Source organism: Bacillus luti (genome assembly GCF_009739945.1).
In the GTDB taxonomy this organism is placed as follows: domain Bacteria; phylum Bacillota; class Bacilli; order Bacillales; family Bacillaceae_G; genus Bacillus_A; species Bacillus_A luti.
The window spans coordinates 689,814-713,926 of record NZ_CP040336.1 but is presented as its reverse complement, the minus strand read 5'-3'; the positions used below and the strand labels follow the sequence as shown (position 1 = coordinate 713,926).

The window sequence follows — 24,113 nt, the reverse complement described above, 5'->3', positions numbered from 1 at the left end:
TACCTATCCTCCCCAGAGGACAAATTTTATTTTTTGACAGGGGGGACTTAATATTAAATGGTTAAGAAGTAAACAATATTTAAAGTTTACTTAAATGAAACATTACATATCCCTTCTGTTTTCGTATCAGATGAACTGAGAAATGCAATTTTAGAAAGTGATTTAAAAGGTTTTGAATTTGTAGAAGTATGGGATTCAGAAGCAGCCTTGTAAAATAAACTCCTAAATTGGAATAATGAAGAGCTAACTCTCGCACAAATAAAGCTATACAAATGAAAAAGCTACCGAAGACAACTAAACAGTTACTTCGAGTAGCTTTTATTTATATATTAAAGTTATTTATTTTCCTCTTTCTGAACATATACATAAGCATCTTTCTGCTCTTTATGTATATCAACCTTCGAATTCTCTGCAAGCTGCCCCGCATTTAGCAAAGAAAAGATAATGAGCGCTTCTAGTGACATTTCGTTTTACCACTCCTTTCTATTTGTTATACATTTATCATACCGCTTACATGTGATTTCCGTATGAACTCGAAATGGAGATTACAACAAAATAGTTACAGGCATATGAATGCACGCTATAATAACCATAAAATAGGAGGTGGATTCTTTTTGACAATAAACCAAATGGTTCAATTGGGCAGTGCATGTATGCTGTTTATCGCTTCAGCACTTATAAGTTGGTATCAGGGAAGTAATTTAATAGATTATCCTGATGAATGGAAATATAGCGCTAAGTTTACGAATTACTTTAAAGGCACTGTTTCAAATTACCAAGATATTTATCAAATCGATTTCTTTATATATGCAGCAAAATTCTATCCGGCGGCATTTATCGTTATGCTAATTAGCTTACTTTATATGCTCATATTAATTCTTTATATTCTATTTAAAAGAAACGATCCGGCGATTTAAATCCATACATAAAAAACCCCGAATCATAAACTTTTCAGCCTACAATTCGGGGTACTATTTGTTATATATTCGTTTCTGATTAGTAACGAATTAAGAAATATTTCTTCTTACCGCGGCGAATGATTGTGAATTTACCTTCGATGCGGTCGTTTTCTGTTACAACGTAGTCTAATGCTTGTGTACGCTCACCGTTTACGTAGATTGCACCGTTCGTTACATCTTCACGTGCTTGACGTTTTGATGGAGAGATTTTGCTTTCTACAAGTAAGTCGATTAATACTGTATCTTCTGCAGTACGTTCTACAGATGGTACGTCTTTGAATCCTTGTTCGATTTCGCTTGCAGTCAGTTCTGCTACAGAACCGCTGAATAGTGCAGCTGAAATTTTAATTGCTTGCTCTAACGCTTCTTCGCCGTGAACAAGTTTTGTCATTTCAGAACCTAATGCTTTTTGTGCTGCACGTTTTTCTGGTGCTTCAGCTACTTGCTTCTCAAGCTCAAGAATTTCTTCATGAGATAAGAATGTGAAGTATTTTAAGTATTTAACAACGTCGCGGTCATCTGTGTTAATCCAGAATTGGTAGAACTCGTAAGGAGTTGTTTTCTCTGGATCTAACCAAATTGCGCCGCCTTCTGTTTTACCAAACTTCGTACCATCAGATTTTGTAACAAGTGGAATTGTTAAACCGAACGCTTTCGCATCTTCTTCTGATTTACGGATTAATTCAAGACCAGCTGTAATGTTACCCCATTGATCACTACCACCGATTTGTAGGCGGCAATTATGGTGTTGGTATAAGTTTAAGAAGTCGTATGATTGTAAAATCATGTAACTAAACTCAGTAAATGAAATACCAGTCTCTAAACGAGATGCTACTGTATCTTTTGCTAACATATAGTTTAAACCGAAGTTTTTACCGATATCGCGTAAGAATGAAATTACATCTAAGTTACCAAGCCAATCATAGTTGTTAGCCATTGTTGCTGGGTTGTCCACGTTTTCAAACTCTAAGAAGTTTGAAAGTTGGTTTTTAATGCTTTCTGTGTAGTAAGCAACTGTATCTTTCGTATTTAATGTACGCTCTGCTTTTTTACCACTTGGGTCACCGATCATACCAGTACCACCGCCAACAAGTGCGATTGGTTGGTGACCAGCTAATTGGAAACGACGTAACATTAATACTGGTAACATATGACCGATGTGTAAGCTATCCGCTGTCGGGTCGAAACCACAGTATAATTTAACGCTTTCTTTTTCTAATAATTGCTCTAGGCCCTCAGCGTCTGTTTGCTGATTAATTAGACCGCGAAATTCAAGATCTTGTAAAATACCCATATCCTACATACTCTCCTTTAAGTTCATTACTGGCGTGAAGGTTGAAAACATAAAAAAATCGCCCCTTCAAATAAGGGACGATTTTGATTATCGCGTTACCACCCTAGTTGCAGGCAAAAAAAGCCTACCACCTTATTTACATAACGGCTTAGCACCGTCTTTTCCCTTTTGAATACAATTCAATCGAAAAAAGATGCTCTAGGGGCGTAATTCGCGATCATCTATGTGCTGATTTCCACCGACCATCAGCTCTCTAAAACAGGGAAATGATCACTACTTCTCCCTTTCCACGCTCAATTATTCATATACTTTTCTTTATACCATCATTTATATAGGCGTGTCAAATAAGGGCCGGATTTCTCCCCTTGCCAATTCTTTATAACGTCGCACAGAATACCGTAATAAGAGAAAGAATTGGAGCACCGACTAATAGTGAGATATGAAAAACAATGGATAAATCATTCCCAATCGTCGCCTCCACAGGATCTTTCGCCGGAGAACCCATAAATCCGATTAATCGATCGAAGCGACTTACCGCTTTTGGAAAATCTGGTATTTCTATATGGTCACTATCTAAATGTTGCTGTAATTTATATTCATTCTTAAAGGGATTTTCTCTCAATTTCATCCACCTCCAGCAATTGTTTCAATTTCTTTATTCCGTTATGAAGTCTCGACTTCACCGTTCCGACTGGAATCTCTAATACCTCTGCAATTTCTTTTTGCTGCATGTCATGATAATAAGAAAGGATTAGGACCGCCCTTTGCTCTTCTGGAACTTTCAAAATTGCTTCTCTTACTGTGAGCCGATCTTCGTGAGAAAATTCTTTTTCCTGAATCGGTACTAAAAATGGCAAAAGCGTACGCCACTTTTTTCTTCTATTTAATTTATTAATCATAAGACGATAACCAATTTGAAATAAATACGTTTTTATTTTACCCTTTTCAGGTTCATACATATGTTTCTTACGCTCTAGCGTCAAAAACGTATCTTGCACGAGGTCGATACTCAATTGTTCATCTCGGTTAAATCGATACAAAAATGTGTATAGCGCTGGTTTGATTAAAACATATAGTTTTTCTCCTGCCTGCTTATCTCCATTTTGATACGCAAGCATGAGTTCCTCCTCAATCCCAATCTGCGCCATGATTTTTGATCTCCTTTATTCCTTTTAACGTTAATGAAATGCGGGAAATTAAATAGCAACTAGCGACAATGATCCATACTTGCGATTGATTCGTAAAAAATTGAACATACGGGTTTTGAATTGTCTGTCCGGTTGAAACTAAAATATTTAATGCTTGCACACATATGCATGCATACACTGCAAGACAAGCTGAAATCGTATCAAATACATTCCAGCGAAAGTACACTTTTGTTTTTGTAAAATCAATTTTATATCCTTTTTTCCGTACTATATATTTTCTATCAAATGGAATGATGATGGAAAACATAACAATCATCATAACGCCAGCTGTAATCATTGAAACTTTAAATCCGATTGGCATCGGTAATAACAAACCACAAGAAAATACGACTATAATTCCAATTAAAGCAAAAGTAAGAAGTAATTTATTAGACATAAAAAAGCCTCCCTCATCTATTCTTTCATAAATGTATACAGACGAGGAAGGCGCTTCGTTCAAATATTATTTTATTTTTTTTATAATTTTTGCAGGATTCCCGCCAACGACTACATTATCCGGTACATCTTTTGTTACAACGGCGCCAGATGCGATAACAGCATTGTCTCCAATTGTTACACCTGGATTAATAATCGCTCTTCCGCCAATCCATACGTTATCGCCAATTGTAACTGGCTTTCCGTATTCTACTCCGCTTATGCGCTCTACTGGATCAAGCGGGTGTGTCGCTGTATAAATGTGAACGCCTGGAGCTAACATACAATTCACACCGATTATTACTGGACATACGTCTAAAATCGTACAATCAAAGTTCGCATAAAAATTTTCGCCAACATGAATGTTGTAACCGTAATCGCATCTAAAAGAAGATTCAAGGTGAATATTGTCTCCTGTCGTTCCGAATAATTCTTTTATGATTTCGCTACGCTCTTTTAATTGCACTTCTGGCATATCATTGAATTTTCTCGTTAATATACGTGCTTGCTCTCTCTCTCGTACTAAAACTGGATCAGCCGGTATGTACATTTCCCCTTGTATCATCTTTTCTTTTTCTGTTTTCATTTCCTTCTCCCCTTTAACTTATATATATAAGTTCATGATACCATAAAAAAAGAAAGGCCTGAACATATTACTTGTTCAGACCTTTCTCTCTTAATCTTCCATCGTCGATAAGTCACCTGTTGGTAAATTTAACTCCCACGCTTTTAATACGCGGCGCATAATTTTACCACTTCTCGTTTTCGGTAATTTATCTTTAAATTCAATTTGCCTTGGCGCTGCATGAGCTGCTAGGCCTTTCTTTACAAATTGACGAATTTCTTCTTTTAATTCTTCTGATGGCTCGTATCCTGCTCGAAGTGCGATAAATGCTTTAATGATTTCGCCGCGAACCGGATCAGGAATACCGATTACACCAGCTTCTGCAACAGCAGCGTGCTCGATTAATTTACTTTCTACTTCAAACGGTCCAACGCGCTCACCTGACGTCATAATTACATCGTCAATACGTCCTTGGAACCAGAAGTATCCGTCTTCATCCATATAAGCTGAATCACCTGATACGTACCAATCTCCCGGCATGAAGTAAGACTCGTACTTTTGCGGATTATTCCAAACCGCACGCATCATAGATGGCCAACCTTTCGCAATTGCTAAGTTCCCCATTGTGTATGGTGGTACTTCATTTCCTTCATTATCAACAATCGCTGCTTTCACACCTGGAATTGGTTTACCCATTGACCCTGGGCGGATTTCCATACAAGGGTAGTTACAAATAACTTGTCCACCTGTTTCTGTCATCCACCACGTATCATGAATACGAAGTCCAAATGCATTCATACCCCAGCGAATTACTTCTGGATTTAACGGCTCACCAACGCTTAATACGTGGCGCACTTGTGATAAATCATATTTTTTAATTGCATCTTGTCCAGCACCCATTAACATACGGAACGCTGTTGGTGCACTATACCAAACTGTTACACCGTAATCTTGCAGTGCTTCATACCAAGCTTCTGGGCTAAAGCGGCCACCTAAAACAACATTTGATGCTCCAACTAACCACGGTGCGAAAATACCGTAAGCCGTTCCAGTTACCCAGCCTGGATCAGCTGTGCACCAATATACATCGTCTTCTTTTAAATCTAATACCCACTTCGCCGTTTGGTAATGCTGTACCATTGCGTTTTGCGCATGTAGAACACCTTTTGGCTTACCAGTAGAACCAGACGTATAGTGAAGAATTAAACCGTCTTCACGGTCTAACCATTCGATATGTAATTCTTTTGAAGCTTGTTCAAATAAAGGATTGAACGCTACCGTTTTACCGCCTTCTTCTACATTATCTCCAACAAGGAAGACTGTTTTTAAAGCAGGTAAATCATTTAATGGTACACGCTCTAACAATTCAGGCGTTGTAATTAACACCTTCGCTTCACTATCTTCTAAGCGATCACGAACTGCACCTTCCATAAATGCTTCAAATAGCGGCCCAACAATTGCCCCTAATTTCACCGCACCTAAAAGTGCAAAATATAATTCTGGAGAACGCGGCATAAAAATAAAAACGCGATCGCCCTTTTCAACATCGCCATAATTTTTCAGGACGTTTCCTGCTTTATTAGAAAAATCCTTCATTTCCTTAAATGTATATTTCTCTTTTCGCGATCCATCTTGATAATAAAGGGCTACTTTATTTTTACGATCGGATTTCGCATGCTTATCAATTGCTTCATACGCCATATTTACTCGGCCTGTCTCATTCCAAGTAAAATTTTTATTAACCTCTTCCCAGTTAAAATTCGCGTATGCCTCTTCATAATTCGGCAAATTATTTTTTCCTTTAATGACTGGAAGCGTTTCTACTTTCATACTTTACATCCCCCTCCTATGTATTCTATTATCTATTATAATGACATTATTTAAAATTTTCAGTATATTTGTTGATTTTTAGACAAATTTTTAATGACAAAATTCGATTCACATCGCATATATTATAAAGTACGATATTAATAGATTCTCAAAACCTCAAGGTGGTGAGCAATACATTGATCCATAAGAAAATATATAATGCTAGAAACTTAAAAACAGCGAAAGGCACTTTAATTATTGAAGGTCCTGTCTCTACACATAACTTAGAAATGTATGAATTTCATCCAGATTTAGTTGCGTTTCGTCCTGCCGAGCAACAATATAAAGCAATTGTCGAAATTTCTAAATTACCAGAAGCTCGTCTCATTATTGCTAGACATGACCAAACGATCGTTGGATATGTTACATACTTGTATCCTGATCCGCTCGAACGATGGTCAGAAGGAAAAATGGAGAACTTAATTGAGCTCGGGGCAATTGAAGTCGTCCCAGCCTTCCGCGGGAGCTCTGTCGGAAAGAACTTATTAGAAGTTTCTATGATGGACGATTATATGGAAGATTACATTATATTGACGACTGAATATTATTGGCACTGGGATTTAAAGCAAACAGGCTTAAATGTTTGGGAATACCGAAAAGTAATGGAGAAGATGATGAATGCTGGTGGTTTACAATGGATGGCTACAGATGATCCTGAAATTTGTTCCCACCCTGCCAACTGTTTAATGGTCCGCATCGGAAAACGTGTTGATACGGATTCTATTCAAGCTTTTGATCGTCTACGTTTTCACAATCGCTTTATGTATTAATAAAGGGGGGCAACTGGAATGATTGTAGAAGAAATTATGAATCAAAATGTAGTGACACTACATCCAAACGATACAATCGAAACAGCAATCCGAACGATACGCACGAAAGGCATTCGGCACATTCCAATTGTCGATCAAAATAATCATGTCGTAGGCATTATTTCTGACCGGGATGTAAGAGATGCAAGTCCATCAATTCTAGATGAACAAGTTTCACTCGATATGCTGCAGCAACCGCTCGAACTTATTATGAAGCACCCTGTTATGACTTGCCATCCTCTCGATTTCGTTGAGGAAATTGCTACTTTATTTTTTGAAAACAAAATCGGCTGTCTTCCTGTTACAAAGGCTGGAAAGTTAGTTGGAATTATTTCCGAATCTACTGTACTGCATACGTTAGTGAAATTAACAGGCGCACATCAACCGAGTTCACAAATTGAAATTCAAGTAAAAAACGAACCTGGTATCCTTGGAAAAGTCGTTGCTATTTTTAGTGATTTACAAATAAATATCGTGAGCGTTCTCGTCTACCCAGCAAAAGATGAGAATGATAAAGTACTCGTTTTCCGCATTCAAACGATGAATCCTCTAAAAGTAATTGATGCACTTGAAGCAGAAGGCTACCGCGTATTATGGCCGAACATTATGGGGATGCAAGCATGAGTAGCGCGTTTATTTATTCGGATGACTTTCGGGGCTATTCCTTTAGCCCTGATCATCCTTTTAACCAACTGCGCGTCACACTTACGTATGATTTATTACAAAAGGGTGGTTTCATCTCTCCTTCCCAAATCATCTCACCACGGATGGCTACAGATGAAGAGATCGCCTACGTTCATACAGAGGAATACATAAATGCGGTAAAACGTGCTGGAGAAGGTAAGTTAGAAAAATCAATTGCGATGACGTATGGACTCGGAACAGAAGATACACCGATGTTTCCAAATATGCACGAAGCAAGTGCATTACTCGTTGGCGGTACATTAACAGCTGTCGATGCTGTTCTTTCCGGGAAAGTAAAGCACGCGCTTAATTTAGGGGGTGGCTTACATCACGGTTTTCGCGGCAAAGCATCTGGATTTTGCATTTATAATGACAGTTCCATCGCAATGAAATATATACAGAAAAAATACGGTTTACGTGTTTTATATATTGATACAGACGCTCATCACGGTGATGGTGTACAGTGGTCTTTTTACGACGATCCTAACGTATGCACTATTTCATTACATGAAACTGGGCGTTATTTATTCCCTGGAACTGGCGCTGTAAATGAACGCGGACAAGGTAATGGCTATAGTTATTCTTTCAACGTTCCACTCGATGCTTTTACAGAAGACGAATCGTTTTTAGATTCCTATCGAACTGTTGTAAAAGAAGTTGCCGCATACTTTAAACCCGATATTATTTTAACGCAAAACGGCGCTGACGCACATTATTACGATCCACTTACACACCTTTGTTCAACAATGAATATTTACCGTGAAATACCGAAGCTCGCTCGCGAAATCGCTAATGAATATTGCGACGGTCGCTGGATTGCTGTCGGCGGTGGTGGTTATGACCACTGGCGCGTCGTCCCAAGGGCTTGGGCACTCATTTGGCTCGAAATGAACAACATCCAAAACATCTCAGGTTATCTTCCTCCAGAATGGATTGACGCTTGGAAAGGACAAGCAGAAACAGAACTTCCCCTAACATGGGAAGATCCAGACAACATGTATAAACCTATCCCCCGCAAACCGGAAATTGAAGAAAAGAATGCATTAACTGTAGCGAAATCCCTCGAAATTATTCGGAATAATATGACAAAATCTTTGTACTAAACGAAAAGGAGGCTCGTTTTTGAATAGCCTCCTTTTATTTGTTGTCGGCTTCTGTCGATGAATCGGTATATTTTAATAATCGCTGATATATTTTTATTTAGTAACAGTCTGGCCCAATTTTTATGTGGAAAGGTCGTAAAATTATGTGGACACAACAAATAATTAACACGAAACGCGGCGCATTCGAACTCTTCACAAAAGGAAATGGCGAACCGCTTTGCATTACACATCACTATTCACAATTCAATGAAACTGGGGATTACTTTGCGGATGTTTTCACTTCTACGCATCGTGTATTCCTCATTAATTTACGAGACGCTGGTAATTCTGTAAAAGCCAAAGTAGAAAACGAATTAAGTATGATTGAAACGATTCACGACTTAGAAGCAATTAAAGAAGCTTTACAATTTTCCACATGGCATTTCGCTGGTCATTCAACAGGTGGTATGCTTGGACTTTTATACGCGATTACATATCCAACTTCCTTACAATCATTAGTCGTGACCGGAGCTGCAGCAAGTAACTATACGGAAACACCATTTTGTATTTATCATCCGGAACATCCACAGTTTCATTATATGCAACTGCTCATCGAAAACTTAAAAAGCCCTCATCTTACAAGTGAAGAACGGAAAGAACTATCTACTAAGAGAACAAAATTATCATTGTATAAACCAGAAAACTATAACTCTTATTTTTGTAAACCAATCATAAAAACAATGTCAGCTAGCCGGATGAACGCTTTCGCCAATGAATATCCGTCATTTGATTTAAGAGAGTATTTACCTTCCATTCAAACAAAGACACTTATTATGTGCGGACGACACGATGTACAGTGCCCGATTCAATATTCTATCGAGATGCATGATAGCATACGTAATTCTATCTTTGTGATATTTGAGGAGAGTAATCATTATCCTTTTTTAGAAGAAACCACTCATTTTACTTCTACTACTCAAACATTTTATAAATCGTTACACCAGTACCGTTATTATTAAGGAAATATAAACAAATAAAAGAACACAAGAAATAGCCAATAAACCTACATCAAGTAGTACTGACTTTTTATCTCTATCTTTTAAACTTACCTTAGAGCTAGAAATACTTTTAATTACTCAAAATGTAGCACGCCCTTTCATGCTCTCCTATGTTTTATCTCTTTATATCCCAACATAAATTACCTATTTTTCCCTTTCGTTCAAATAACACATAAAAAACCTGCCAATTACTCGGCAGGTACATTACACATTAAAACGATAACCAGCTCCCCATACTGTTTCAATATATTGCGGGTGAGCAGGATCTCTTTCAATTTTTTCACGTAGCTTTCTAATGTGAACAACGACAGTGGCTAAATCACCCGCGGAATCTAATCCCCAGATGCGTTCAAATAACTGTTCTTTATTTAATACTTGGTTTGGATGTGTTACAAAGAATGTTAATAAATCAAATTCCTTCGTTGTAAATGCGATTTCTTCATTGTTTATAAAAACTTTTCTCGCCCGTTGATCGATAGAGATTCCGTGAATATATAACGTATCGCGTTGCTTACTTACATTTCCTGATAATCGTTCATAACGAGAGATATGCGCCTTTACCCTTGCAACTAATTCACTTGGGCTAAACGGTTTCGTTATATAATCATCCGCACCTAATCCGAGACCACGAATTTTATCTATATCTTCCTTCTTTGCTGAAACAAGTAAAATCGGAATGTCTTTTATAGCTCGAATTTGCTTACAAATTTCGAATCCGTTCATCTTCGGAAGCATAATGTCTAAAATAATTAAATCGTAGTCTTCTTGCAAAGCCCTTTGTAAACCTGTTTCTCCAGAATGCTCTACATCAACTTGAAAATCACTAATTTCTAAATAATCTCGCTGTAATTCTGCAATGCTGATTTCGTCTTCTATTAGTAAAATTCTTTTCAAATTACTCACCACATTTCTCTACTTTTTCCAACGAGAAGAAAATACTTGTGCCTTTCCCAAGCTCGCTTTCTGCCCAAATCTCCCCGCCATGTTCTTCAACAATTTGTTTTGCTATCGCTAAGCCAAGTCCACTTCCACCTGTACTAGAGTTTCGTGATTGCTCTGCACGATAAAAACGTTCAAAAATATAAGGAAGTGTATCAGATTCTATACCTGATCCATTGTCCATTACTTTCACAATAACTTTATTGTTATCACTTGATACCGTTACAGTAATTTTCTTTTCTTCTTTATCCATGTATTTCACACTATTATGAATTAAATTTGATATCACTCTATTTATCTTTTCGCAATCAGCCGTTACATATAGTGGTGATGCATGTAATTGTAAGTTAATTTCTATACCTTCTTTACTTAAATCCATCTGCATCTCTTCTATTAATTCTTGCATAAACATATTTAATTCAACCGTTTCAAACTGAAATGGAACTCGATTTAAATCGAGCTTCGAAAATAAAAATAGTTCGTCAATGAGTGTATCCATATGCCTTGCTTTCGTATGGATAGTCGTTAAGTACTTATCCATTTTTTCTGGTGTGTTTGCTACCCCGTCTTTTATTCCTTCTACATATCCGATAATAGATGTAATCGGTGTTTTTAAATCATGAGAGATGTTTGAAATGAGCTCTTTTCGATTTTCTTCATACTGTGTTTGCATCTCTATCGACTCTTTTAATTTCTTCCTCATTTCCTCAAACCCTTGATTTAATTGTCCTATTTCATCGTGTGATGTAACTGGTATTTGAAAATCCAAATTTCCTTCTTTAATTTTCTCAGTCGCATCTTTCAATACAAAGATTGGTTTTATCACACTTCTGGAGACGAGGTAACTTAATAATCCAATAAGCAAAATGGCTAAAAGTAAGAGCGATATGAACAAAATCGGAAATAATTTCTGTGTAAGGTCTACAAATGAACTTTGCTTTTTTAATACAAATATACTACCTTCTTCTTTCTGCGGAAAATAAAAATCAAATTTTACATATCGATAAAATGTATCGCCTAGTTCCGTTGTACCACGACTATTAATATTTGCTGATTCAAATTTCGGAAGGGCTTCTGTTAAGGTTGACCTTTCAAATTCTTTCGAAGCATATGAAATGGAATCTCCCTTTCTTACAGCTATTTTCACACCTTCTTTTTCAATTGATGAAACGAACGATTCATCTAATAGTTGTGATTGATGTTGCTTTGCCGCTAATTTCAATTCAAGATACGCATTCTCTTCTTCTTGCGTAAGCGGCTTTTGAATATAGGAACTTTTATAAAAATTTTTCACTGACTCCAAGTCCCCTGTTATTGAAAAAACAATTAAAAACCCCGCGACTAATATAAGCGTAATAGAAACGAGAATAACGGCAATATAAGAAAATAAAAACCTTGTTTTAATAGACATATGTTAAATCCTCACTTTATTAAACCTTATTACTCATAAGCATAAAAATATATGTTCAAATACTCAAGCGATTTTATAGTAATTTTAGTGTCAGTTTATAAAAATTTAATGTTCTTATTTTAGAGTTGAAATTAGGAGGTTGAAATTCCATGTTCAAAAAAACATTAAGCATGATATGTTGCGTAATTTTTTTACAAGGTTGCTCGCAAGAACAAGAAGTTAAAAAGGAGATGACAAACATGGAGACAGCACTACTAACAGCTACTGAAAAACAGGAAACGAATACTGTTATATCATTGCTCAAAAAAGGGGCCGACATAAATATAACGGACAATAAAGGACGTACCCCTCTTATGATTGCCACATACAAAAATGATGTAAAAACCGCCAAAGCTCTTATCAACGCTGGGGCTGACGTAAATGTTCAAGATGATATGAAAAATAACCCATTTCTATACGCCGGTGCAGAAGGTTATTTGGATATTTTAAAACTAACGATTGACGCTGGCGCCGATCCATCCCTTACGAATCGGTATGGCGGAACAGCTCTTATCCCAGCCTCGGAACATGGCTATATTGATGTTATAAAAGAACTCCTCACGCGAACAAATATTGATGTAAACCATGTAAATAATCTCGGGTGGACCGCCTTAATGGAAGCTATCGTACTAAGTGACGGAGATGAAACACAACAACAAGTCATTCGCCTTCTAATTAAACATGGTGCTGACGTAAATATTCCAGACAACGATGGTGTTACCCCGCTAGAGCACGCTCGGGCTCATAATTTTGAAGAGATAGAGAAGATTTTAATAGAAGGACAGAAGTAATCCTACTTTTTGCCTTCCTCCCCCGCCCTATGCTACATTTAAGCCGTTACATCAATATTGATAGGGTGGGATTAAACATGAACAAACCTAAAATCGGGATGATTGGTCTTGGAAGTATTGCACAAAAAGCTTACCTCCCAACACTTACAAATGAAACAACTTGGAATTTTGTAGGGGCATTTACACCTAATGCAGAGAAAAGAAAACAAATTTGCCAGCAATATCGTATTCAAGATTTTCATTCTATGGAAACGTTAGCTTCAGAATGTGATGCAATCTTCGTTCATAGTTCAACTGCTACGCATTATGAAATCGTTTCTACACTTCTTGAAAAAGGAATCGATGTTTACGTAGATAAACCGTTAGCTGCTACTGTGGAACAATCTGAAAAACTAGTCGAAATGAGTGAAAAGTATAATCGAAAGTTAATGGTTGGATTTAATCGCCGTTTCGTTCCTATGTACGTCACTGCCAAAGAACAAGCTAATGATATTTCATGGATTCGAATTGAAAAGCACCGCACAAATAAAGTAGGGCCAAATACGTACGATTTTACTATGCTAGATGATTACTTACATATTGTAGATACTGCCCGCTGGTTAGCTAATGATAACCTTAACGTCGTTCATAATATGATGCAAATAAACGAAAAAAATGAACTCCTTTATGGACATCATACATACACAACCGCAAACGGGCTCTTACTCTCTACAGCCATGCATCGTCATGCAGGTACAAACTTAGAACAAATTGAACTTGTAACAACAGGAAAAATCATTCGTGTAAAAAATATGAATACATTTGAAATTGAGGCAGAAAACTCTGTTTCACAAAGCGGTTCTCCGTCATGGGAAACGACATTAAAGCAGCGCGGTTTTGAAGATGCTGTTCATCATTTTATTGAATGTGTACACGGAGATACAAAACCTGTTGTAGATGGATTAGAAGGATTAAAAACGCAGCAAATGTTGCAATCTCTACTGGATAATGTAAACAAAAATTAAAACGGATACATTTTTCAGAATTTACTTTCATTCCCATTTCCCCTTTATTTCTCTCGTAAATTTCTATAGAATATGTTGATAGGAATTATAAATTTCATATTGAATCGTGGAAAGGGTGGGATTAACACATGTGGAACGAGTTTAAAAAATTCGCGTTCAAAGGGAACGTAATCGATTTAGCTGTCGGGGTTGTAATCGGTGCTGCATTCGGTAAAATCGTTAGTTCATTAGTAAAAGACATTATTACACCATTACTTGGTATGGTATTAGGTGGCGTTGACTTTACAGATTTAAAAATTACATTCGGTAAATCATCTATTATGTATGGTAACTTCATCCAAACTATTTTTGATTTCTTAATTATTGCAGCTGCTATCTTTATGTTCGTTAAAGTATTCAACAAACTAACATCTAAAAGAGAAGAAGAAAAAGAAGAGAAACTTCCAGAACCAACAAAAGAAGAAGAACTTCTTGGCGAAATTCGCGACTTATTAAAACAACAAAACTCTTCTAAAGATAGAGCATAATTGAACGGACAAAAGGCATGCCCCTCGGGGCATGCCTTTTCTATATGTTATAACGTTTCCGAATTCATATGAATAAATAAAATAATACCAGCAACCATAAGCACCATAATACTACCTGCAAATAGTGTGATACCGATAAACATTAAGCTTGTGCTCATATCCACCGATACATTTTCAATAAAAATAGAAATTACATACGTGATAAGGGCAATTCCTGCAAGAATACTTCCTGGAACAAATCGCTTGAAGCCATTTTGTTTTAACGTCATATATGCAAAAATAGCAGTCATACAAAGCGTAATTATCCAAAGAACGATCATCTTTTCTCCCCCCTCACAAGCCTTTTCTTTCTATTATACATGACATTGCCCTATAATAGGTAAATTTGCACTTATGTGACATATAACAAGGAATACCCTCATCTGTAGCGAAGGCTTTATAACATACACTTATACAATAAGGAGGCTTCCACTTGGAATATACTACCACATTTAAATTAGAGCTAACCGAACGATTCGATTATGTTACGATTGACTTAGACAAACAGTTTTTTTACATCGAAGTTGTAAATTTGCAAAGTAATATAACTGTACTAAAAATATCAATTAACTTAGAAAAAGACGAAACGATGGTAGAGGGAAATATAACTCAGTATGATACGTTGCACATAGATGCATTATTACAAGGATTAAAAGGCGTTGCACAAACATGTATCGATCGCCATTTAAGGAGCGAAGAAGAACTCTTCGCATTTTTAGAAGAAAATTAGCCTTAACAAAAAAAATGGATATACTTTGTATTAATTGATATGATTACCATATATAAATATTCTTTATAAGGGAGTGTTCATAATGATTTGGATTTCACTAATCGTATTAGCCTATTTCATCATTCTCGTCCCAATACAGTATAACTACATTAAAATACTCAAAGAAAAACAGAAGAAAATGAATGTGTCACAAAACGAATTATATGACAACATGTCTTATGAAGAATCTCAAATACATTACCATTACCAAAGTAACGTATTTACAATACCAGCTTCACTTGTCGCAAGTATTATTTATAAGGTCAAACATGCAATATAATATGTACGCTGTAAAATTATTATTTGAATCTGTTCATTCTGGTGAGCCTGATCCTACGAAAATTGATGAGCATTATGAAGGAGATCACGATACACTTTTTGAAGAAAGCATCATTCTTGTTAAAGCGAATAGTTTAGAGGAAGCACATGTGCTAGGTGAAAAGCTCGCTATACAATCTGAATTAACGTATGAAAATGTGTACGAGGAGAAAGTCACATGGAAGTTTCGAAAAGTGTTACATGTGTTTGAATTAAATGATACGTCATTTGAAACAGGGACAGAATTGTACGCAAGATTTTTACACGTTAAGAAAAATGAAACTGTCGATACAGTAGTTAAAAAATACTATCCTGAATACGAATAAAAGCTCACAGCAATCGCTGTGAGCTTTTTATACTTACTTCGTTGAATCTCTAAATTGGATACGGTGAGGTAAGATAACAGTGTGATCTTCCACTTTTTCTTTGTTCATATACTTCGTTAATAGACGCATTGCTACTGCACCGATATCATACATTGGTTGTACAACTGTCGAAAGCTGCGGGCGTACCATTAATGCTAGGCGTGTATTATCGAAACCAAGTACTTCTACATCAGTTGGTACGTTTAATCCAGCGTCTTGTGCTGCGTGGATTACACCTAGTGCCATTTCATCAGAAGATACGAAGATTGCTGTCGGCTTTTCATCAATGCTCCAAAGCTTTTCGAATGCTTCGATGCCTGAATCATATGTGTAATCTCCATCAATTATAAGATTTTCATCATATGAAATACCTGCTTCTTCTAAAGCTTTTTTATAACCTTGTAATTTCTTTGCGCTTCCCGCTTTATCAATGAACGGACCAGAGACGAAACCGATACGCGTATGGCCTTGCTCAATGAAGTGCTTCATTGCATCGTATGCTGCTTGTGTATAATCAATATTTACTGATGGCGTTTCATTTTTCTCATCGAATGACGCTGCTAATACAATCGGTACTGGAGACTTTTTAAATTCTTCAATATGAATGTCTGTAATATCTTCACCCATGAAAACAATTCCGTCCACTTGTTTTCCAAGCATCGTATTTAATAAATGGAATTCTTTCTCTTTGTTTTGGTCAGAGTTACTTAAAATGATGTTATATTTGTACATTGTTGCGATATCTTCAATTCCACGCGCAAGTTCCGCATAAAATGTATTTGAGATATCAGGAATAATAACACCCACTGTAGTTGTCTTCTTACTTGCTAGTCCACGTGCTACCGCATTTGGGCGGTACCCTAAACGATCAATTGCTTCTAATACTTTCTTTCTTGTTGTAGGCTTTACATTTGGGTTACCGTTCACAACGCGTGATACGGTAGCCATTGAAACGTTCGCTTCGCGCGCTACATCATAGATTGTTACGTTCATCTCATCGCACACTCCTTCTATTTTTGTTATCTATTTTTATGTATCGGTTACTTGAATGAAAAAAAGACATCAACTCTATTTGCAGATGCCACCAATCGTCCCGAGTTCTTCCTTTTACTAATGATACGATAAAAACGCAGGCTCATACAATATTTTCCCGCAAAAGTTTCGAAAAAATTCGCTTCTTTTCTCGTATTTTCGTATTTTTCATGAAAAAAAGGGCATTTTTTGTAAAAATATAGATGTTTCATAATAAAAACCTTATTTTAAGCAGTACGATAGTAAATGAAATTTATATGAGCGATTTTTTAAATATATCGACTTACCAACAAAAATCGACAATGACAGTCACTATACAATAAGAGAAAACTGTTCCAAAATGCCTTTTTAGAACAGCTCCTTAAAAGTTTTTATCGTTTACTTCCAAATGCTGTTTTATAAGAAGGAAACAAACGGTTTATCGCTGTTTTTCTCTTTTATAATAACAGCCTCGATTTTACTCTCGGACTTTATTTGTAATTGTACTTTCGTATCTTTAGGCAATTTCTCTAACATACTTTGAGCAGCCATTTGGGTAAGGGCCATTAATTCTGTTTTACCGTTATATTTAATAACAATATTCATATTTAATGTATCCATTTGCTGCTGTTTATACGAAACTTTAGCATTGACTGGAATGTAATCTCCAGGAGAAAACTTTTTTATTGACTCAGCAAATTCATTTATTTTTGTATTATCTTCTCCACGCGCTTGTTTAAATTCATCAGAAGGATATGAATATGCTTGTTCATCAATCGTACCCCAGTTTCCAAGGTTCGTATCATTCTTTTGAACAGTAGCACTAGCAATATACGTACCATTTTTTAAAGAACTTGTATTTTCTTGCTTAAAGATCGCAAACGTAATTGGAGATTTGTTATATTTATCGTTTTTGTTAATAGCTTCTATAAGTTGTTTAGCAACTTCAGTACCTTTAGAAATAGCCTCTTCATTAGACACACTTGAAGACATAGCTAAACCAATCGTAACGCCAGATAAACTTAATTCGTTTGAATTCTGCTTTCCGAAATAGTCTTGTTCAATAATGTTCGTCAACACTGGTGCTTCTACTTTCGCAACTAATTCATCAATTAACTTCTCCGGAATGTACTGATTTAATTGAAGCACATGATTTTCTGTATCAAATTGCTCTTTTGCAATATTCATTAAACCATTTTCATATTCTGCTAAATCTAATTTAGAATTTGTTTTTATATTAGCTGTATTAATCACCTTTTGTTCTTTTAAAGGAATAACAGTTCTATAATAATCTTTAGAAACAGCCGTTCTTGGAATCATACTTTTTTCTTTCGTATCCTTTTGTATAACTTCATCCTTCTTACTAATCGCATTATTACTACCACAAGCTCCCAGTAATAAACTTACGACCGCGAAGGATAATGCCATTTTCTTCATTACTTAAAACCTACTTTCAACAATCTAGTTATTTAGTTTGAACTATTAACAGTGTACCATTAAATATATTTCAACAAAAACAAAAAAAAGAAGCAAGCACCTTTCGCTTGCTTCTTTTTACTTGATATTCTCTTCTAACGCGTCTTTTTTAATGTTCCAATGAGACGTATTCCATACTACCATCCCATCTTTTATGTATAACACTTGCGGAGATTCATGTCTAATACTGTATTGTTCTGCAACACGATTCGAAACATCTCTCGCATCTTGTACGTATAAATAGTAAGCTGGTACTGCTCTTTCTTCACTACAATACGCTTGAAACTCTGTGTATGCACCATGACTAATCGGGCATGTTGTACTATGTTTAAAAAGAACATATGGCTCATTCTTTTCCACTAATACTTCAAGCTCTTCAATTGTTTCAAGTTTTGTCATATTCATCACGATTCACCTCTCATACGAAGTCTAGAGCGCTTCTCTTTCTTCTCTGCTTTTTTCTCAAGCCTTTCTAGTTTACGCTCTTCTTTTTCAACCTTCTTCTCTTGTCTTGTTGCACGATAATGATTGTATACTTCAATTGCTGCGCTACTCCATTGTACAACTTGCGCTACTTTATCTGCATTATTTTCAATTTCGTCCGTAACAGACTCTGATACATTACGAAGTTTCGTATTTAAAGAATGGATTGTCGTCCCAATTCCATCTACACCTGCTACTACTTTATTTAACGACTGTGACTTCTGTTGAATATCATCAGCTAACGCATTTGTCTTATGTAATAATTGCTCCGTCTCTACGCTAATTCCTTGCATTTGCTTTTCTAGACCTTCTAACGTGCTTGCAACGTTTTCTAACGTCTTTTGAACCGATAACAACGTTCTGCATACATACACTACTAATACAGCGAAAGCAACCGCGATAATGGCTGCACTTACATATAAAAGAACTTGCATTTCATCACTTCCTTTATCTTTTTCATACTTTCCCCTATTATACAATCATTTGCCGTTTCATTCTAATCCCTATATTCCATTAGAATTTTCATACTTATTCGTTAACTTTAACATAAATGATTCAACAAATTCCACTAAGTAGGTTACAATAGGGGAGGATACATAATTAGTAGGGAGGCTTTACATATGAAAGATCCACGCATTGAAAAGTTAGCATACAATTTAATTAACTACTCTATTCGCTTACAAAAAGGTGAAAAAGTATTAATTGAAAACTTCGGCTTACAAAAAGAACTTGTAACTGCACTTGTTAAAGAAGCATATGCAGCTGGTGGTTTCCCATTCGTTTCTTTAAAAGATCATCAAGTAGATCGCTCTTTATTAATGGGTGCTACTGAAGAACATTTCGAACAAATCGCTGCATATGAAGCAAGCGTAATGAAAGATATGGACGCTTATATCGGTCTTCGCTCTGGCGATAATATTAATGAACAAGCTGACGTTCCAAGTGAGCGTATGAAAGTTCATGGCCAAACAGTTGGCAAAAAAGTTCATAGAGACATTCGCGTTCCAAAAACACGCTGGGTTGTTCTTCGCTACCCAAATGCTTCTATGGCACAGCTTGCTAAAATGAGTACAGAAGCTTTCGAAGACTTCTACTTTGAAGTATGTAACTTAGACTACGGTAAAATGGATAAGGCGATGGATAGCCTTGTTACATTAATGAATAAAACAGATAAAGTTCGTTTAACTGGCCCTGGAACTGACTTAACATTCTCTATTAAAGACATTCCAGCAATTAAATGCTCAGGTCATTTAAACATTCCAGATGGTGAAGTATACTCTGCACCAGTTCGTGACTCTGTTAACGGTACAGTTTCTTACAACACACCATCTCCTTACAACGGTTATACATTTGAAAATGTACAACTTAAGTTCGAGAACGGTCAAATCGTTGAAGCAACTGCAAACGATTCAGAACGCATTAACAAAATCTTCGATACAGACGAAGGCGCACGCTACGTTGGTGAGTTCGCAATCGGCGTAAACCCATACATCTTACATCCAATGGGAGACATCCTATTCGATGAAAAAATCGATGGCAGCTTCCACTTCACTCCTGGACAAGCTTACGACGATGCATGGAACGGCAACAACTCGAACATCCATTGGGACTTAGTATGCATCCAACGTCCTGAATACGGCGGCGGCGAAATTTACTTCGACGACGTACTAATCCGTAAAGACGGACGCTTTGTTGTATCTGAATTAGAAGCTTTAAACCCAGAGAACTTAAAATAATAAAAAAACGCTCGGGATTTTCTCCGAGCGTTTTTTTAATACTTTAATAACTCTTTCGCCACATTTTCTGGTACTTTAAAACTCATTTTCTTATTTTTCATTTCAACTTCAACATACGGGACATCTTTATATACTGTCATCGTACCAATTTCATGTAACTCTTTTTTATCTTTACTCGAATCCGATAATTTTGGTGTATCTTCTTGATACATTTTAAATGTTTTCCCTTGCGGAGTATCTAACGGAGCCGATTCCATTTCCCACTTATCCATTTTCATGACTTCGAACAGTTTTTCAATTTCTTTCTTATCGGTAATTACTTTTTTCTCAATTGAATCAGTAAGAGATTCAATTTCAATTTTTTGTGCTTTTTCTAAGTTCATATCAGCCTTTTCCTTCTTCGTACTACATCCTATTAAAAGAATAGATGCCGTTAATAAAAGCACAAACAACGTACAGATTCTTTTCATTTCTTACCCACCATTTCTATTTTTACATGTGGATTCTCTTTTTCTACAAGCGACAAAAACTGCTCCATATGTTGCGGCATCGGAACCATATGTACTTTGTATGCGTTCGTCGTAATTTCAAGATACTTTCCAACTTGACGAACAACTCTAATATCTTTTAATACAACATCATCATTTAAAATACCGTACTTTAATACACCATCTTCTACTTTATGCTTTTTAATAAATATTTCCCAAACGAGTGGTACATTTACAATGAAGCATAGCCCCATCCCAATCAGCGCTGACATCCACTGCTCTTTATTTGTGAAAAGCATGACAATTGGATACACAAACATAAAAACTAACGTGAGACTCACGAAAATTACTGCTGATTTACTTCTTTGAATTGGAAAGTCCATACCTACACCCCCTAACCAAATTATACCACTATTTCCATTTTACTTTATAAAAAAAAGGCCATTTACAAATGACCTTTTTAAACAATTTGTCATAAAGTGAAACTTTAATCAGTGGGGGTTTTCTTCATCCCCCACTGATTATTAGCCTTCACCAATCGGACTTTTATGGGCAGCCCGACCCCCACCTAACTTCTTTGCTTTCGCTGAATTTTGAGGTGGGGGTCTTACTGCCCATTAAAGCGGGATAAAATTTCTTACTTACCCTGAATCCCTTTCCATTCTGAAGCTAATAAACTATATACAGCAATATCCTGAAAATGATCATATATCCATTCGTCATCTCTTAAAATACCATCTAATTTAAACCCTAAACGCTCTGGAATCGCGCGGCTTTTTGCATTTTCAACGCCGCACCGAATTTCAACTTTATTCAGCTTTAAATTTTCAAATGCATAGTGAAGTACAGCCTTCACGCTACGCGTCATAATACCTTTCCCTCCAGCGTCTTCCGCAAGATAATATCCAAGACTCGTCGCTTTCTTCCCCCAGCTCACTGGATGAATGCCTACCATCCCAACGAGCTTTCCTTTATAGCGTATACCACTTTCAAAACCGTCTCCCTCTGCAAATTTCTTTAACCACATCGGGAAAATTTCATCATAAGCATCCGCAGATTTTGTCCCATCTACCCAAGGGAGCCATCTTCGTAAATGATTACGGTTTTGATTTATTAATTGATATAATTCCTCTTTATGATGTTTCTCTAATAGTTGTAGTTCGATTTCTTCGTCTACTCGGAGTGTGAACATGATTTTTAGCCCCTTTTTAGTTTTCTTATTATTCTAACATCTATAGATGGAAAATTCCCTTCTAACATATTAAAGATTTTTGAAATATATCGACTTACCGACCAAATTCGACAACAATACTACACAGCAAAAAAGACGCACAGCCATAGCTATGCGTCTTTTCTATTACTTCTCTGCAACTTGAACTTCTTTTACGTAAGCTGCTTCGAATTTCTGGATGTCTCCTGCGCCCATGAAAATAAGAACGCCGTTTTTATGTTTCTTTAACACATCTGTTGTTGTATCTGTAATTAGTTCTGCACCGTCAATACGCTTCTGCAGATCTTCGATTGTTAATTCACCTTTGTTTTCGCGTGCTGATCCGAAAATATCACATAAGTATACTTGGTCAGCTTTGCTTAAGCTTTCTGCGAACTCATCTAAGAACTTTTCTGTACGTGAGAATGTATGTGGCTGGAATACAGCTACAACTTCACGCTCTGGATGTTTTTGACGAGCTGCTTCAATCGTTGCGTTAATTTCTGTCGGATGGTGTGCATAGTCATCGATGATAACTTGCTCTCCCATTGGCTTTTCATTAAAGCGACGTTTTACGCCTTCAAAAGTTGTTAATTGATGTTTAACCGCTTCTACATCAACGTTTTCATAATGGCAAAGCGCGATTACTGCTAATGCATTTAATACGCTGTGATTGCCGTATCCAGTAATTTTGAACGTATCATAGTACGTATTACGAACGAATACATCGAATATTGTACCATCTGTTCTCTTTTGAATGTTACGTGCTTGGAAATCATTATCTTCTCCAAATCCATAGAAAATAACAGGTACTTTCGCTTGAATTTTTTGAAGTTCTTCATCATCACCACATGCAATAATACCTTTTTTCACTTGCAATGCCATCTCTTGGAATGCACTGAATACATCATTGATGTCTGAGAAATAATCTGGGTGATCGAAATCAATGTTTGTCATAATTGCATAGTCTGGATAGTAAGACAAGAAATGACGACGATACTCACAAGCTTCAAATACAAAATACTTACTATTTTCTACCCCATGCCCAGTTCCATCTCCAATAAGGTAAGATGTTGGGTGTGCGCCTTGCATTACATGGGCTAACAAACCTGTAGTTGATGTTTTTCCATGTGCACCAGTTACAGCAACACTTGTGTACTGATTCATAAGGTCACCTAAAAAGTGATGGTAACGATGTACTGGGATATTTAATTCTTTTGCTGCTACGATTTCTTCATGCGTGTCAGGAAACGCATTTCCTGCGATAATCACTTGTCCTTCTTTAATATTATTTTTATCAAAAGGAAGGATGGAAATACCACGCTTTTCCAATGCTGTTTGTGTAAAGAAACGCTTTTCATAATCAGACCCTTGAACAGTATGCTTCATGTCATGAAGAATTTGTGCTAATGAACTCATTCCTGTTCCTTTAATTCCTACAAAATGGTAAACTGTCATCTTAAAGAACCTCCAACATTTCGAACTAATACAACGGCCTATCTATAAGACAGTATATGAATCTTTTCTTATTTTGGTAATCATCATACATTTCTGATGAAGTGAAG

30 protein-coding genes, 1 pseudogene and 1 other annotated feature are annotated in these 24,113 nt (G+C 36.4%); of the genes and pseudogenes, 13 read left to right on the top strand and 18 right to left on the bottom strand.

Annotation, left to right across the window (positions count from 1 at the left end; translation table 11 throughout):
* Window positions 1-72: 72 nt before the first annotated feature.
* Window positions 73-213 (top strand): annotated as a pseudogene (locus EUC40_RS27570) (imm11 family protein); the annotation flags it as partial.
* Between the two features lie 122 nt (window positions 214-335).
* Here EUC40_RS27570 and EUC40_RS03715 read toward each other — a convergent pair.
* The gene (locus EUC40_RS03715; protein ID WP_000050940.1) at window positions 336-464 is read right to left on the bottom strand and encodes a hypothetical protein; all 129 of its coding nucleotides are present in this window, start codon (window positions 462-464) and stop codon (window positions 336-338) included.
* Between the two features lie 105 nt (window positions 465-569).
* Between EUC40_RS03715 and EUC40_RS03710 the strand changes: the two genes are divergently transcribed.
* Window positions 570-917 carry a YjdJ family protein gene (locus tag EUC40_RS03710; protein WP_156576910.1) on the top strand — a complete coding sequence of 116 codons (348 nt, stop codon included), beginning with the start codon at window positions 570-572 and terminating at the stop codon, window positions 915-917.
* Between the two features lie 79 nt (window positions 918-996).
* On the opposite strand, the gene tyrS is transcribed toward EUC40_RS03710, so the two are convergent.
* The 6 genes from tyrS to acsA all read right to left on the bottom strand — a co-directional run bounded on the left by tyrS (window position 997) and on the right by acsA (window position 6,270).
* Window positions 997-2,253, bottom strand: coding sequence for a tyrosine--tRNA ligase (gene tyrS / locus EUC40_RS03705; protein WP_000512081.1), 1,257 nt, complete (start codon window positions 2,251-2,253; stop codon window positions 997-999).
* A 70-nt stretch (window positions 2,254-2,323) separates the two neighbouring features.
* Window positions 2,324-2,552, bottom strand: a binding site (T-box leader).
* A gap of 77 nt (window positions 2,553-2,629) precedes the next feature.
* Complete coding sequence (locus EUC40_RS03700; protein WP_156573735.1) at window positions 2,630-2,875, bottom strand: hypothetical protein; 246 nt, start codon at window positions 2,873-2,875, stop codon at window positions 2,630-2,632.
* Entirely contained in the window at window positions 2,856-3,401 is a 546-nt protein-coding gene (locus EUC40_RS03695; RefSeq protein ID WP_156573733.1) for an RNA polymerase sigma factor, read from the bottom strand. The genes EUC40_RS03700 and EUC40_RS03695 overlap by 20 nt, the downstream gene beginning before the upstream one ends.
* Complete coding sequence (locus EUC40_RS03690; RefSeq protein WP_156573730.1) at window positions 3,382-3,837, bottom strand: hypothetical protein; 456 nt, start codon at window positions 3,835-3,837, stop codon at window positions 3,382-3,384. Before EUC40_RS03690 ends, EUC40_RS03695 begins: the two co-directional genes overlap by 20 nt.
* A 66-nt stretch (window positions 3,838-3,903) precedes the next feature.
* Entirely contained in the window at window positions 3,904-4,461 is a 558-nt protein-coding gene (locus EUC40_RS03685) for a maltose acetyltransferase domain-containing protein (RefSeq protein WP_156573728.1), read from the bottom strand.
* A gap of 90 nt (window positions 4,462-4,551) precedes the next feature.
* Window positions 4,552-6,270 (bottom strand): acetate--CoA ligase, encoded by a 1,719-nt coding sequence (acsA, locus tag EUC40_RS03680; RefSeq protein ID WP_156573726.1) that lies wholly within the window; start codon window positions 6,268-6,270, stop codon window positions 4,552-4,554.
* Window positions 6,271-6,446: 176 nt separating this feature from the next.
* On the opposite strand from acsA, the gene acuA reads away from it, so the two are divergent.
* From acuA to EUC40_RS03660, 4 genes are all read left to right on the top strand, one after another.
* Window positions 6,447-7,079: an acetoin utilization protein acetyltransferase AcuA gene (gene acuA / locus EUC40_RS03675; RefSeq protein WP_000581400.1), complete on the top strand. Its 633-nt coding sequence runs from the start codon at window positions 6,447-6,449 to the stop codon at window positions 7,077-7,079.
* Between the two features lie 18 nt (window positions 7,080-7,097).
* Window positions 7,098-7,742: an acetoin utilization AcuB family protein gene (locus tag EUC40_RS03670; RefSeq protein ID WP_000634583.1), complete on the top strand. Its 645-nt coding sequence runs from the start codon at window positions 7,098-7,100 to the stop codon at window positions 7,740-7,742.
* A complete protein-coding gene (gene acuC / locus EUC40_RS03665) occupies window positions 7,739-8,905 on the top strand; it encodes an acetoin utilization protein AcuC (RefSeq protein WP_071710329.1) in 1,167 nt (388 codons plus the stop codon). Before EUC40_RS03670 ends, acuC begins: the two co-directional genes overlap by 4 nt.
* A gap of 122 nt (window positions 8,906-9,027) precedes the next feature.
* The gene (locus EUC40_RS03660) at window positions 9,028-9,903 is read left to right on the top strand and encodes an alpha/beta fold hydrolase (RefSeq protein ID WP_156573724.1); all 876 of its coding nucleotides are present in this window, start codon (window positions 9,028-9,030) and stop codon (window positions 9,901-9,903) included.
* A 243-nt stretch (window positions 9,904-10,146) separates the two neighbouring features.
* Here EUC40_RS03660 and EUC40_RS03655 read toward each other — a convergent pair whose 3' ends face one another.
* Together EUC40_RS03655 and EUC40_RS03650 are read right to left on the bottom strand one after the other, a co-directional pair.
* Window positions 10,147-10,836, bottom strand: a complete 690-nt coding sequence (locus EUC40_RS03655) for a response regulator transcription factor (RefSeq protein WP_071710327.1) — start codon at window positions 10,834-10,836, stop codon at window positions 10,147-10,149.
* Window position 10,837: 1 nt separating this feature from the next.
* Window positions 10,838-12,292, bottom strand: coding sequence for a sensor histidine kinase (locus tag EUC40_RS03650; RefSeq protein WP_156573722.1), 1,455 nt, complete (start codon window positions 12,290-12,292; stop codon window positions 10,838-10,840).
* A gap of 149 nt (window positions 12,293-12,441) precedes the next feature.
* Here EUC40_RS03650 and EUC40_RS03645 point away from each other — a divergent pair, with 149 nt between their 5' ends.
* From EUC40_RS03645 to mscL, 3 genes are all read left to right on the top strand, one after another.
* Window positions 12,442-13,122, top strand: coding sequence for an ankyrin repeat domain-containing protein (locus EUC40_RS03645; RefSeq protein WP_071710325.1), 681 nt, complete (start codon window positions 12,442-12,444; stop codon window positions 13,120-13,122).
* A gap of 77 nt (window positions 13,123-13,199) precedes the next feature.
* On the top strand, window positions 13,200-14,126 hold the full coding sequence (locus EUC40_RS03640; RefSeq protein ID WP_156573720.1) for a Gfo/Idh/MocA family protein: 927 nt from the start codon (window positions 13,200-13,202) through the stop codon (window positions 14,124-14,126).
* A gap of 128 nt (window positions 14,127-14,254) precedes the next feature.
* Window positions 14,255-14,653, top strand: coding sequence for a large-conductance mechanosensitive channel protein MscL (gene mscL, locus EUC40_RS03635; protein WP_016135469.1), 399 nt, complete (start codon window positions 14,255-14,257; stop codon window positions 14,651-14,653).
* Between the two features lie 47 nt (window positions 14,654-14,700).
* Here mscL and EUC40_RS03630 read toward each other — a convergent pair whose 3' ends face one another.
* Window positions 14,701-14,973, bottom strand: coding sequence for a DUF3917 domain-containing protein (locus EUC40_RS03630; RefSeq protein WP_000636584.1), 273 nt, complete (start codon window positions 14,971-14,973; stop codon window positions 14,701-14,703).
* Window positions 14,974-15,125: 152 nt separating this feature from the next.
* Between EUC40_RS03630 and dhp61 the strand changes: the two genes are divergently transcribed.
* The 3 genes from dhp61 (at window position 15,126) to EUC40_RS03615 (ending at window position 16,105) form a co-directional block, all read left to right on the top strand.
* Window positions 15,126-15,422, top strand: a complete 297-nt coding sequence (gene dhp61 / locus EUC40_RS03625) for a protein Dhp61 (RefSeq protein WP_156573718.1) — start codon at window positions 15,126-15,128, stop codon at window positions 15,420-15,422.
* 82 nt (window positions 15,423-15,504) lie between these two features.
* Window positions 15,505-15,741 (top strand): DUF3949 domain-containing protein, encoded by a 237-nt coding sequence (locus EUC40_RS03620; protein WP_156573716.1) that lies wholly within the window; start codon window positions 15,505-15,507, stop codon window positions 15,739-15,741.
* A 1-nt stretch (window position 15,742) separates the two neighbouring features.
* The gene (locus EUC40_RS03615) at window positions 15,743-16,105 is read left to right on the top strand and encodes a DUF4288 domain-containing protein (protein WP_156576909.1); all 363 of its coding nucleotides are present in this window, start codon (window positions 15,743-15,745) and stop codon (window positions 16,103-16,105) included.
* A gap of 33 nt (window positions 16,106-16,138) precedes the next feature.
* On the opposite strand, the gene ccpA is transcribed toward EUC40_RS03615, so the two are convergent.
* The 4 genes from ccpA to EUC40_RS03595 all read right to left on the bottom strand — a co-directional run bounded on the left by ccpA (window position 16,139) and on the right by EUC40_RS03595 (window position 19,548).
* Window positions 16,139-17,137 (bottom strand): catabolite control protein A, encoded by a 999-nt coding sequence (ccpA, locus tag EUC40_RS03610; RefSeq protein WP_001103288.1) that lies wholly within the window; start codon window positions 17,135-17,137, stop codon window positions 16,139-16,141.
* 435 nt (window positions 17,138-17,572) lie between these two features.
* The gene (locus tag EUC40_RS03605; RefSeq protein ID WP_156573713.1) at window positions 17,573-18,592 is read right to left on the bottom strand and encodes a CamS family sex pheromone protein; all 1,020 of its coding nucleotides are present in this window, start codon (window positions 18,590-18,592) and stop codon (window positions 17,573-17,575) included.
* A 117-nt stretch (window positions 18,593-18,709) separates the two neighbouring features.
* The gene (ytxJ, locus tag EUC40_RS03600; RefSeq protein WP_001057467.1) at window positions 18,710-19,036 is read right to left on the bottom strand and encodes a bacillithiol system redox-active protein YtxJ; all 327 of its coding nucleotides are present in this window, start codon (window positions 19,034-19,036) and stop codon (window positions 18,710-18,712) included.
* On the bottom strand, window positions 19,036-19,548 hold the full coding sequence (locus EUC40_RS03595; protein ID WP_001197718.1) for a DUF948 domain-containing protein: 513 nt from the start codon (window positions 19,546-19,548) through the stop codon (window positions 19,036-19,038). The genes ytxJ and EUC40_RS03595 overlap by 1 nt, the downstream gene beginning before the upstream one ends.
* Before the next feature lie 186 nt (window positions 19,549-19,734).
* Between EUC40_RS03595 and EUC40_RS03590 the strand changes: the two genes are divergently transcribed.
* Window positions 19,735-20,850 carry an aminopeptidase gene (locus tag EUC40_RS03590; RefSeq protein WP_000654730.1) on the top strand — a complete coding sequence of 372 codons (1,116 nt, stop codon included), beginning with the start codon at window positions 19,735-19,737 and terminating at the stop codon, window positions 20,848-20,850.
* 35 nt (window positions 20,851-20,885) lie between these two features.
* Here EUC40_RS03590 and EUC40_RS03585 read toward each other — a convergent pair whose 3' ends face one another.
* From EUC40_RS03585 to murC, 4 genes are all read right to left on the bottom strand, one after another.
* On the bottom strand, window positions 20,886-21,320 hold the full coding sequence (locus EUC40_RS03585) for a hypothetical protein (RefSeq protein ID WP_156573711.1): 435 nt from the start codon (window positions 21,318-21,320) through the stop codon (window positions 20,886-20,888).
* Window positions 21,317-21,721, bottom strand: coding sequence for a PH domain-containing protein (locus tag EUC40_RS03580; RefSeq protein ID WP_156573709.1), 405 nt, complete (start codon window positions 21,719-21,721; stop codon window positions 21,317-21,319). The genes EUC40_RS03585 and EUC40_RS03580 overlap by 4 nt, the downstream gene beginning before the upstream one ends.
* Window positions 21,722-21,975: 254 nt before the next feature.
* A complete protein-coding gene (locus EUC40_RS03575; RefSeq protein ID WP_071710315.1) occupies window positions 21,976-22,530 on the bottom strand; it encodes a GNAT family N-acetyltransferase in 555 nt (184 codons plus the stop codon).
* A gap of 165 nt (window positions 22,531-22,695) precedes the next feature.
* Complete coding sequence (gene murC, locus EUC40_RS03570) at window positions 22,696-24,006, bottom strand: UDP-N-acetylmuramate--L-alanine ligase (RefSeq protein ID WP_000219454.1); 1,311 nt, start codon at window positions 24,004-24,006, stop codon at window positions 22,696-22,698.
* Window positions 24,007-24,113: the final 107 nt, after the last annotated feature.

Excerpts from the sequence above, each read along its gene's own strand:
- EUC40_RS03660 (WP_156573724.1), top strand. The coding sequence starts at position 9,028 with ATGTGGAAAGGTCGTAAAATTATGTGGACACAACAAATAATTAACACG.
- murC (WP_000219454.1), bottom strand. The coding sequence starts at position 24,006 with ATGACAGTTTACCATTTTGTAGGAATTAAAGGAACAGGAATGAGTTCA.
- EUC40_RS03690 (WP_156573730.1), bottom strand. The coding sequence starts at position 3,837 with ATGTCTAATAAATTACTTCTTACTTTTGCTTTAATTGGAATTATAGTC.
- EUC40_RS03640 (WP_156573720.1), top strand. The coding sequence starts at position 13,200 with ATGAACAAACCTAAAATCGGGATGATTGGTCTTGGAAGTATTGCACAA.
- mscL (WP_016135469.1), top strand. The coding sequence starts at position 14,255 with ATGTGGAACGAGTTTAAAAAATTCGCGTTCAAAGGGAACGTAATCGAT.
- EUC40_RS03670 (WP_000634583.1), top strand. The coding sequence starts at position 7,098 with ATGATTGTAGAAGAAATTATGAATCAAAATGTAGTGACACTACATCCA.
- EUC40_RS03620 (WP_156573716.1), top strand. The coding sequence starts at position 15,505 with ATGATTTGGATTTCACTAATCGTATTAGCCTATTTCATCATTCTCGTC.
- acuC (WP_071710329.1), top strand. The coding sequence starts at position 7,739 with ATGAGTAGCGCGTTTATTTATTCGGATGACTTTCGGGGCTATTCCTTT.
- EUC40_RS03575 (WP_071710315.1), bottom strand. The coding sequence starts at position 22,530 with ATGTTCACACTCCGAGTAGACGAAGAAATCGAACTACAACTATTAGAG.
- EUC40_RS03580 (WP_156573709.1), bottom strand. The coding sequence starts at position 21,721 with ATGGACTTTCCAATTCAAAGAAGTAAATCAGCAGTAATTTTCGTGAGT.
- tyrS (WP_000512081.1), bottom strand. The coding sequence starts at position 2,253 with ATGGGTATTTTACAAGATCTTGAATTTCGCGGTCTAATTAATCAGCAA.
- EUC40_RS03695 (WP_156573733.1), bottom strand. The coding sequence starts at position 3,401 with ATGGCGCAGATTGGGATTGAGGAGGAACTCATGCTTGCGTATCAAAAT.
- EUC40_RS03645 (WP_071710325.1), top strand. The coding sequence starts at position 12,442 with ATGTTCAAAAAAACATTAAGCATGATATGTTGCGTAATTTTTTTACAA.
- EUC40_RS03715 (WP_000050940.1), bottom strand. The coding sequence starts at position 464 with ATGTCACTAGAAGCGCTCATTATCTTTTCTTTGCTAAATGCGGGGCAG.
- EUC40_RS03605 (WP_156573713.1), bottom strand. The coding sequence starts at position 18,592 with ATGAAGAAAATGGCATTATCCTTCGCGGTCGTAAGTTTATTACTGGGA.
- EUC40_RS03590 (WP_000654730.1), top strand. The coding sequence starts at position 19,735 with ATGAAAGATCCACGCATTGAAAAGTTAGCATACAATTTAATTAACTAC.
- EUC40_RS03585 (WP_156573711.1), bottom strand. The coding sequence starts at position 21,320 with ATGAAAAGAATCTGTACGTTGTTTGTGCTTTTATTAACGGCATCTATT.
- EUC40_RS03650 (WP_156573722.1), bottom strand. The coding sequence starts at position 12,292 with ATGTCTATTAAAACAAGGTTTTTATTTTCTTATATTGCCGTTATTCTC.
- EUC40_RS03685 (WP_156573728.1), bottom strand. The coding sequence starts at position 4,461 with ATGAAAACAGAAAAAGAAAAGATGATACAAGGGGAAATGTACATACCG.
- acsA (WP_156573726.1), bottom strand. The coding sequence starts at position 6,270 with ATGAAAGTAGAAACGCTTCCAGTCATTAAAGGAAAAAATAATTTGCCG.
- ytxJ (WP_001057467.1), bottom strand. The coding sequence starts at position 19,036 with ATGAATATGACAAAACTTGAAACAATTGAAGAGCTTGAAGTATTAGTG.
- EUC40_RS03710 (WP_156576910.1), top strand. The coding sequence starts at position 570 with ATGAATGCACGCTATAATAACCATAAAATAGGAGGTGGATTCTTTTTG.
- EUC40_RS03595 (WP_001197718.1), bottom strand. The coding sequence starts at position 19,548 with ATGCAAGTTCTTTTATATGTAAGTGCAGCCATTATCGCGGTTGCTTTC.
- EUC40_RS03615 (WP_156576909.1), top strand. The coding sequence starts at position 15,743 with ATGTACGCTGTAAAATTATTATTTGAATCTGTTCATTCTGGTGAGCCT.
- ccpA (WP_001103288.1), bottom strand. The coding sequence starts at position 17,137 with ATGAACGTAACAATCTATGATGTAGCGCGCGAAGCGAACGTTTCAATG.
- EUC40_RS03630 (WP_000636584.1), bottom strand. The coding sequence starts at position 14,973 with ATGATCGTTCTTTGGATAATTACGCTTTGTATGACTGCTATTTTTGCA.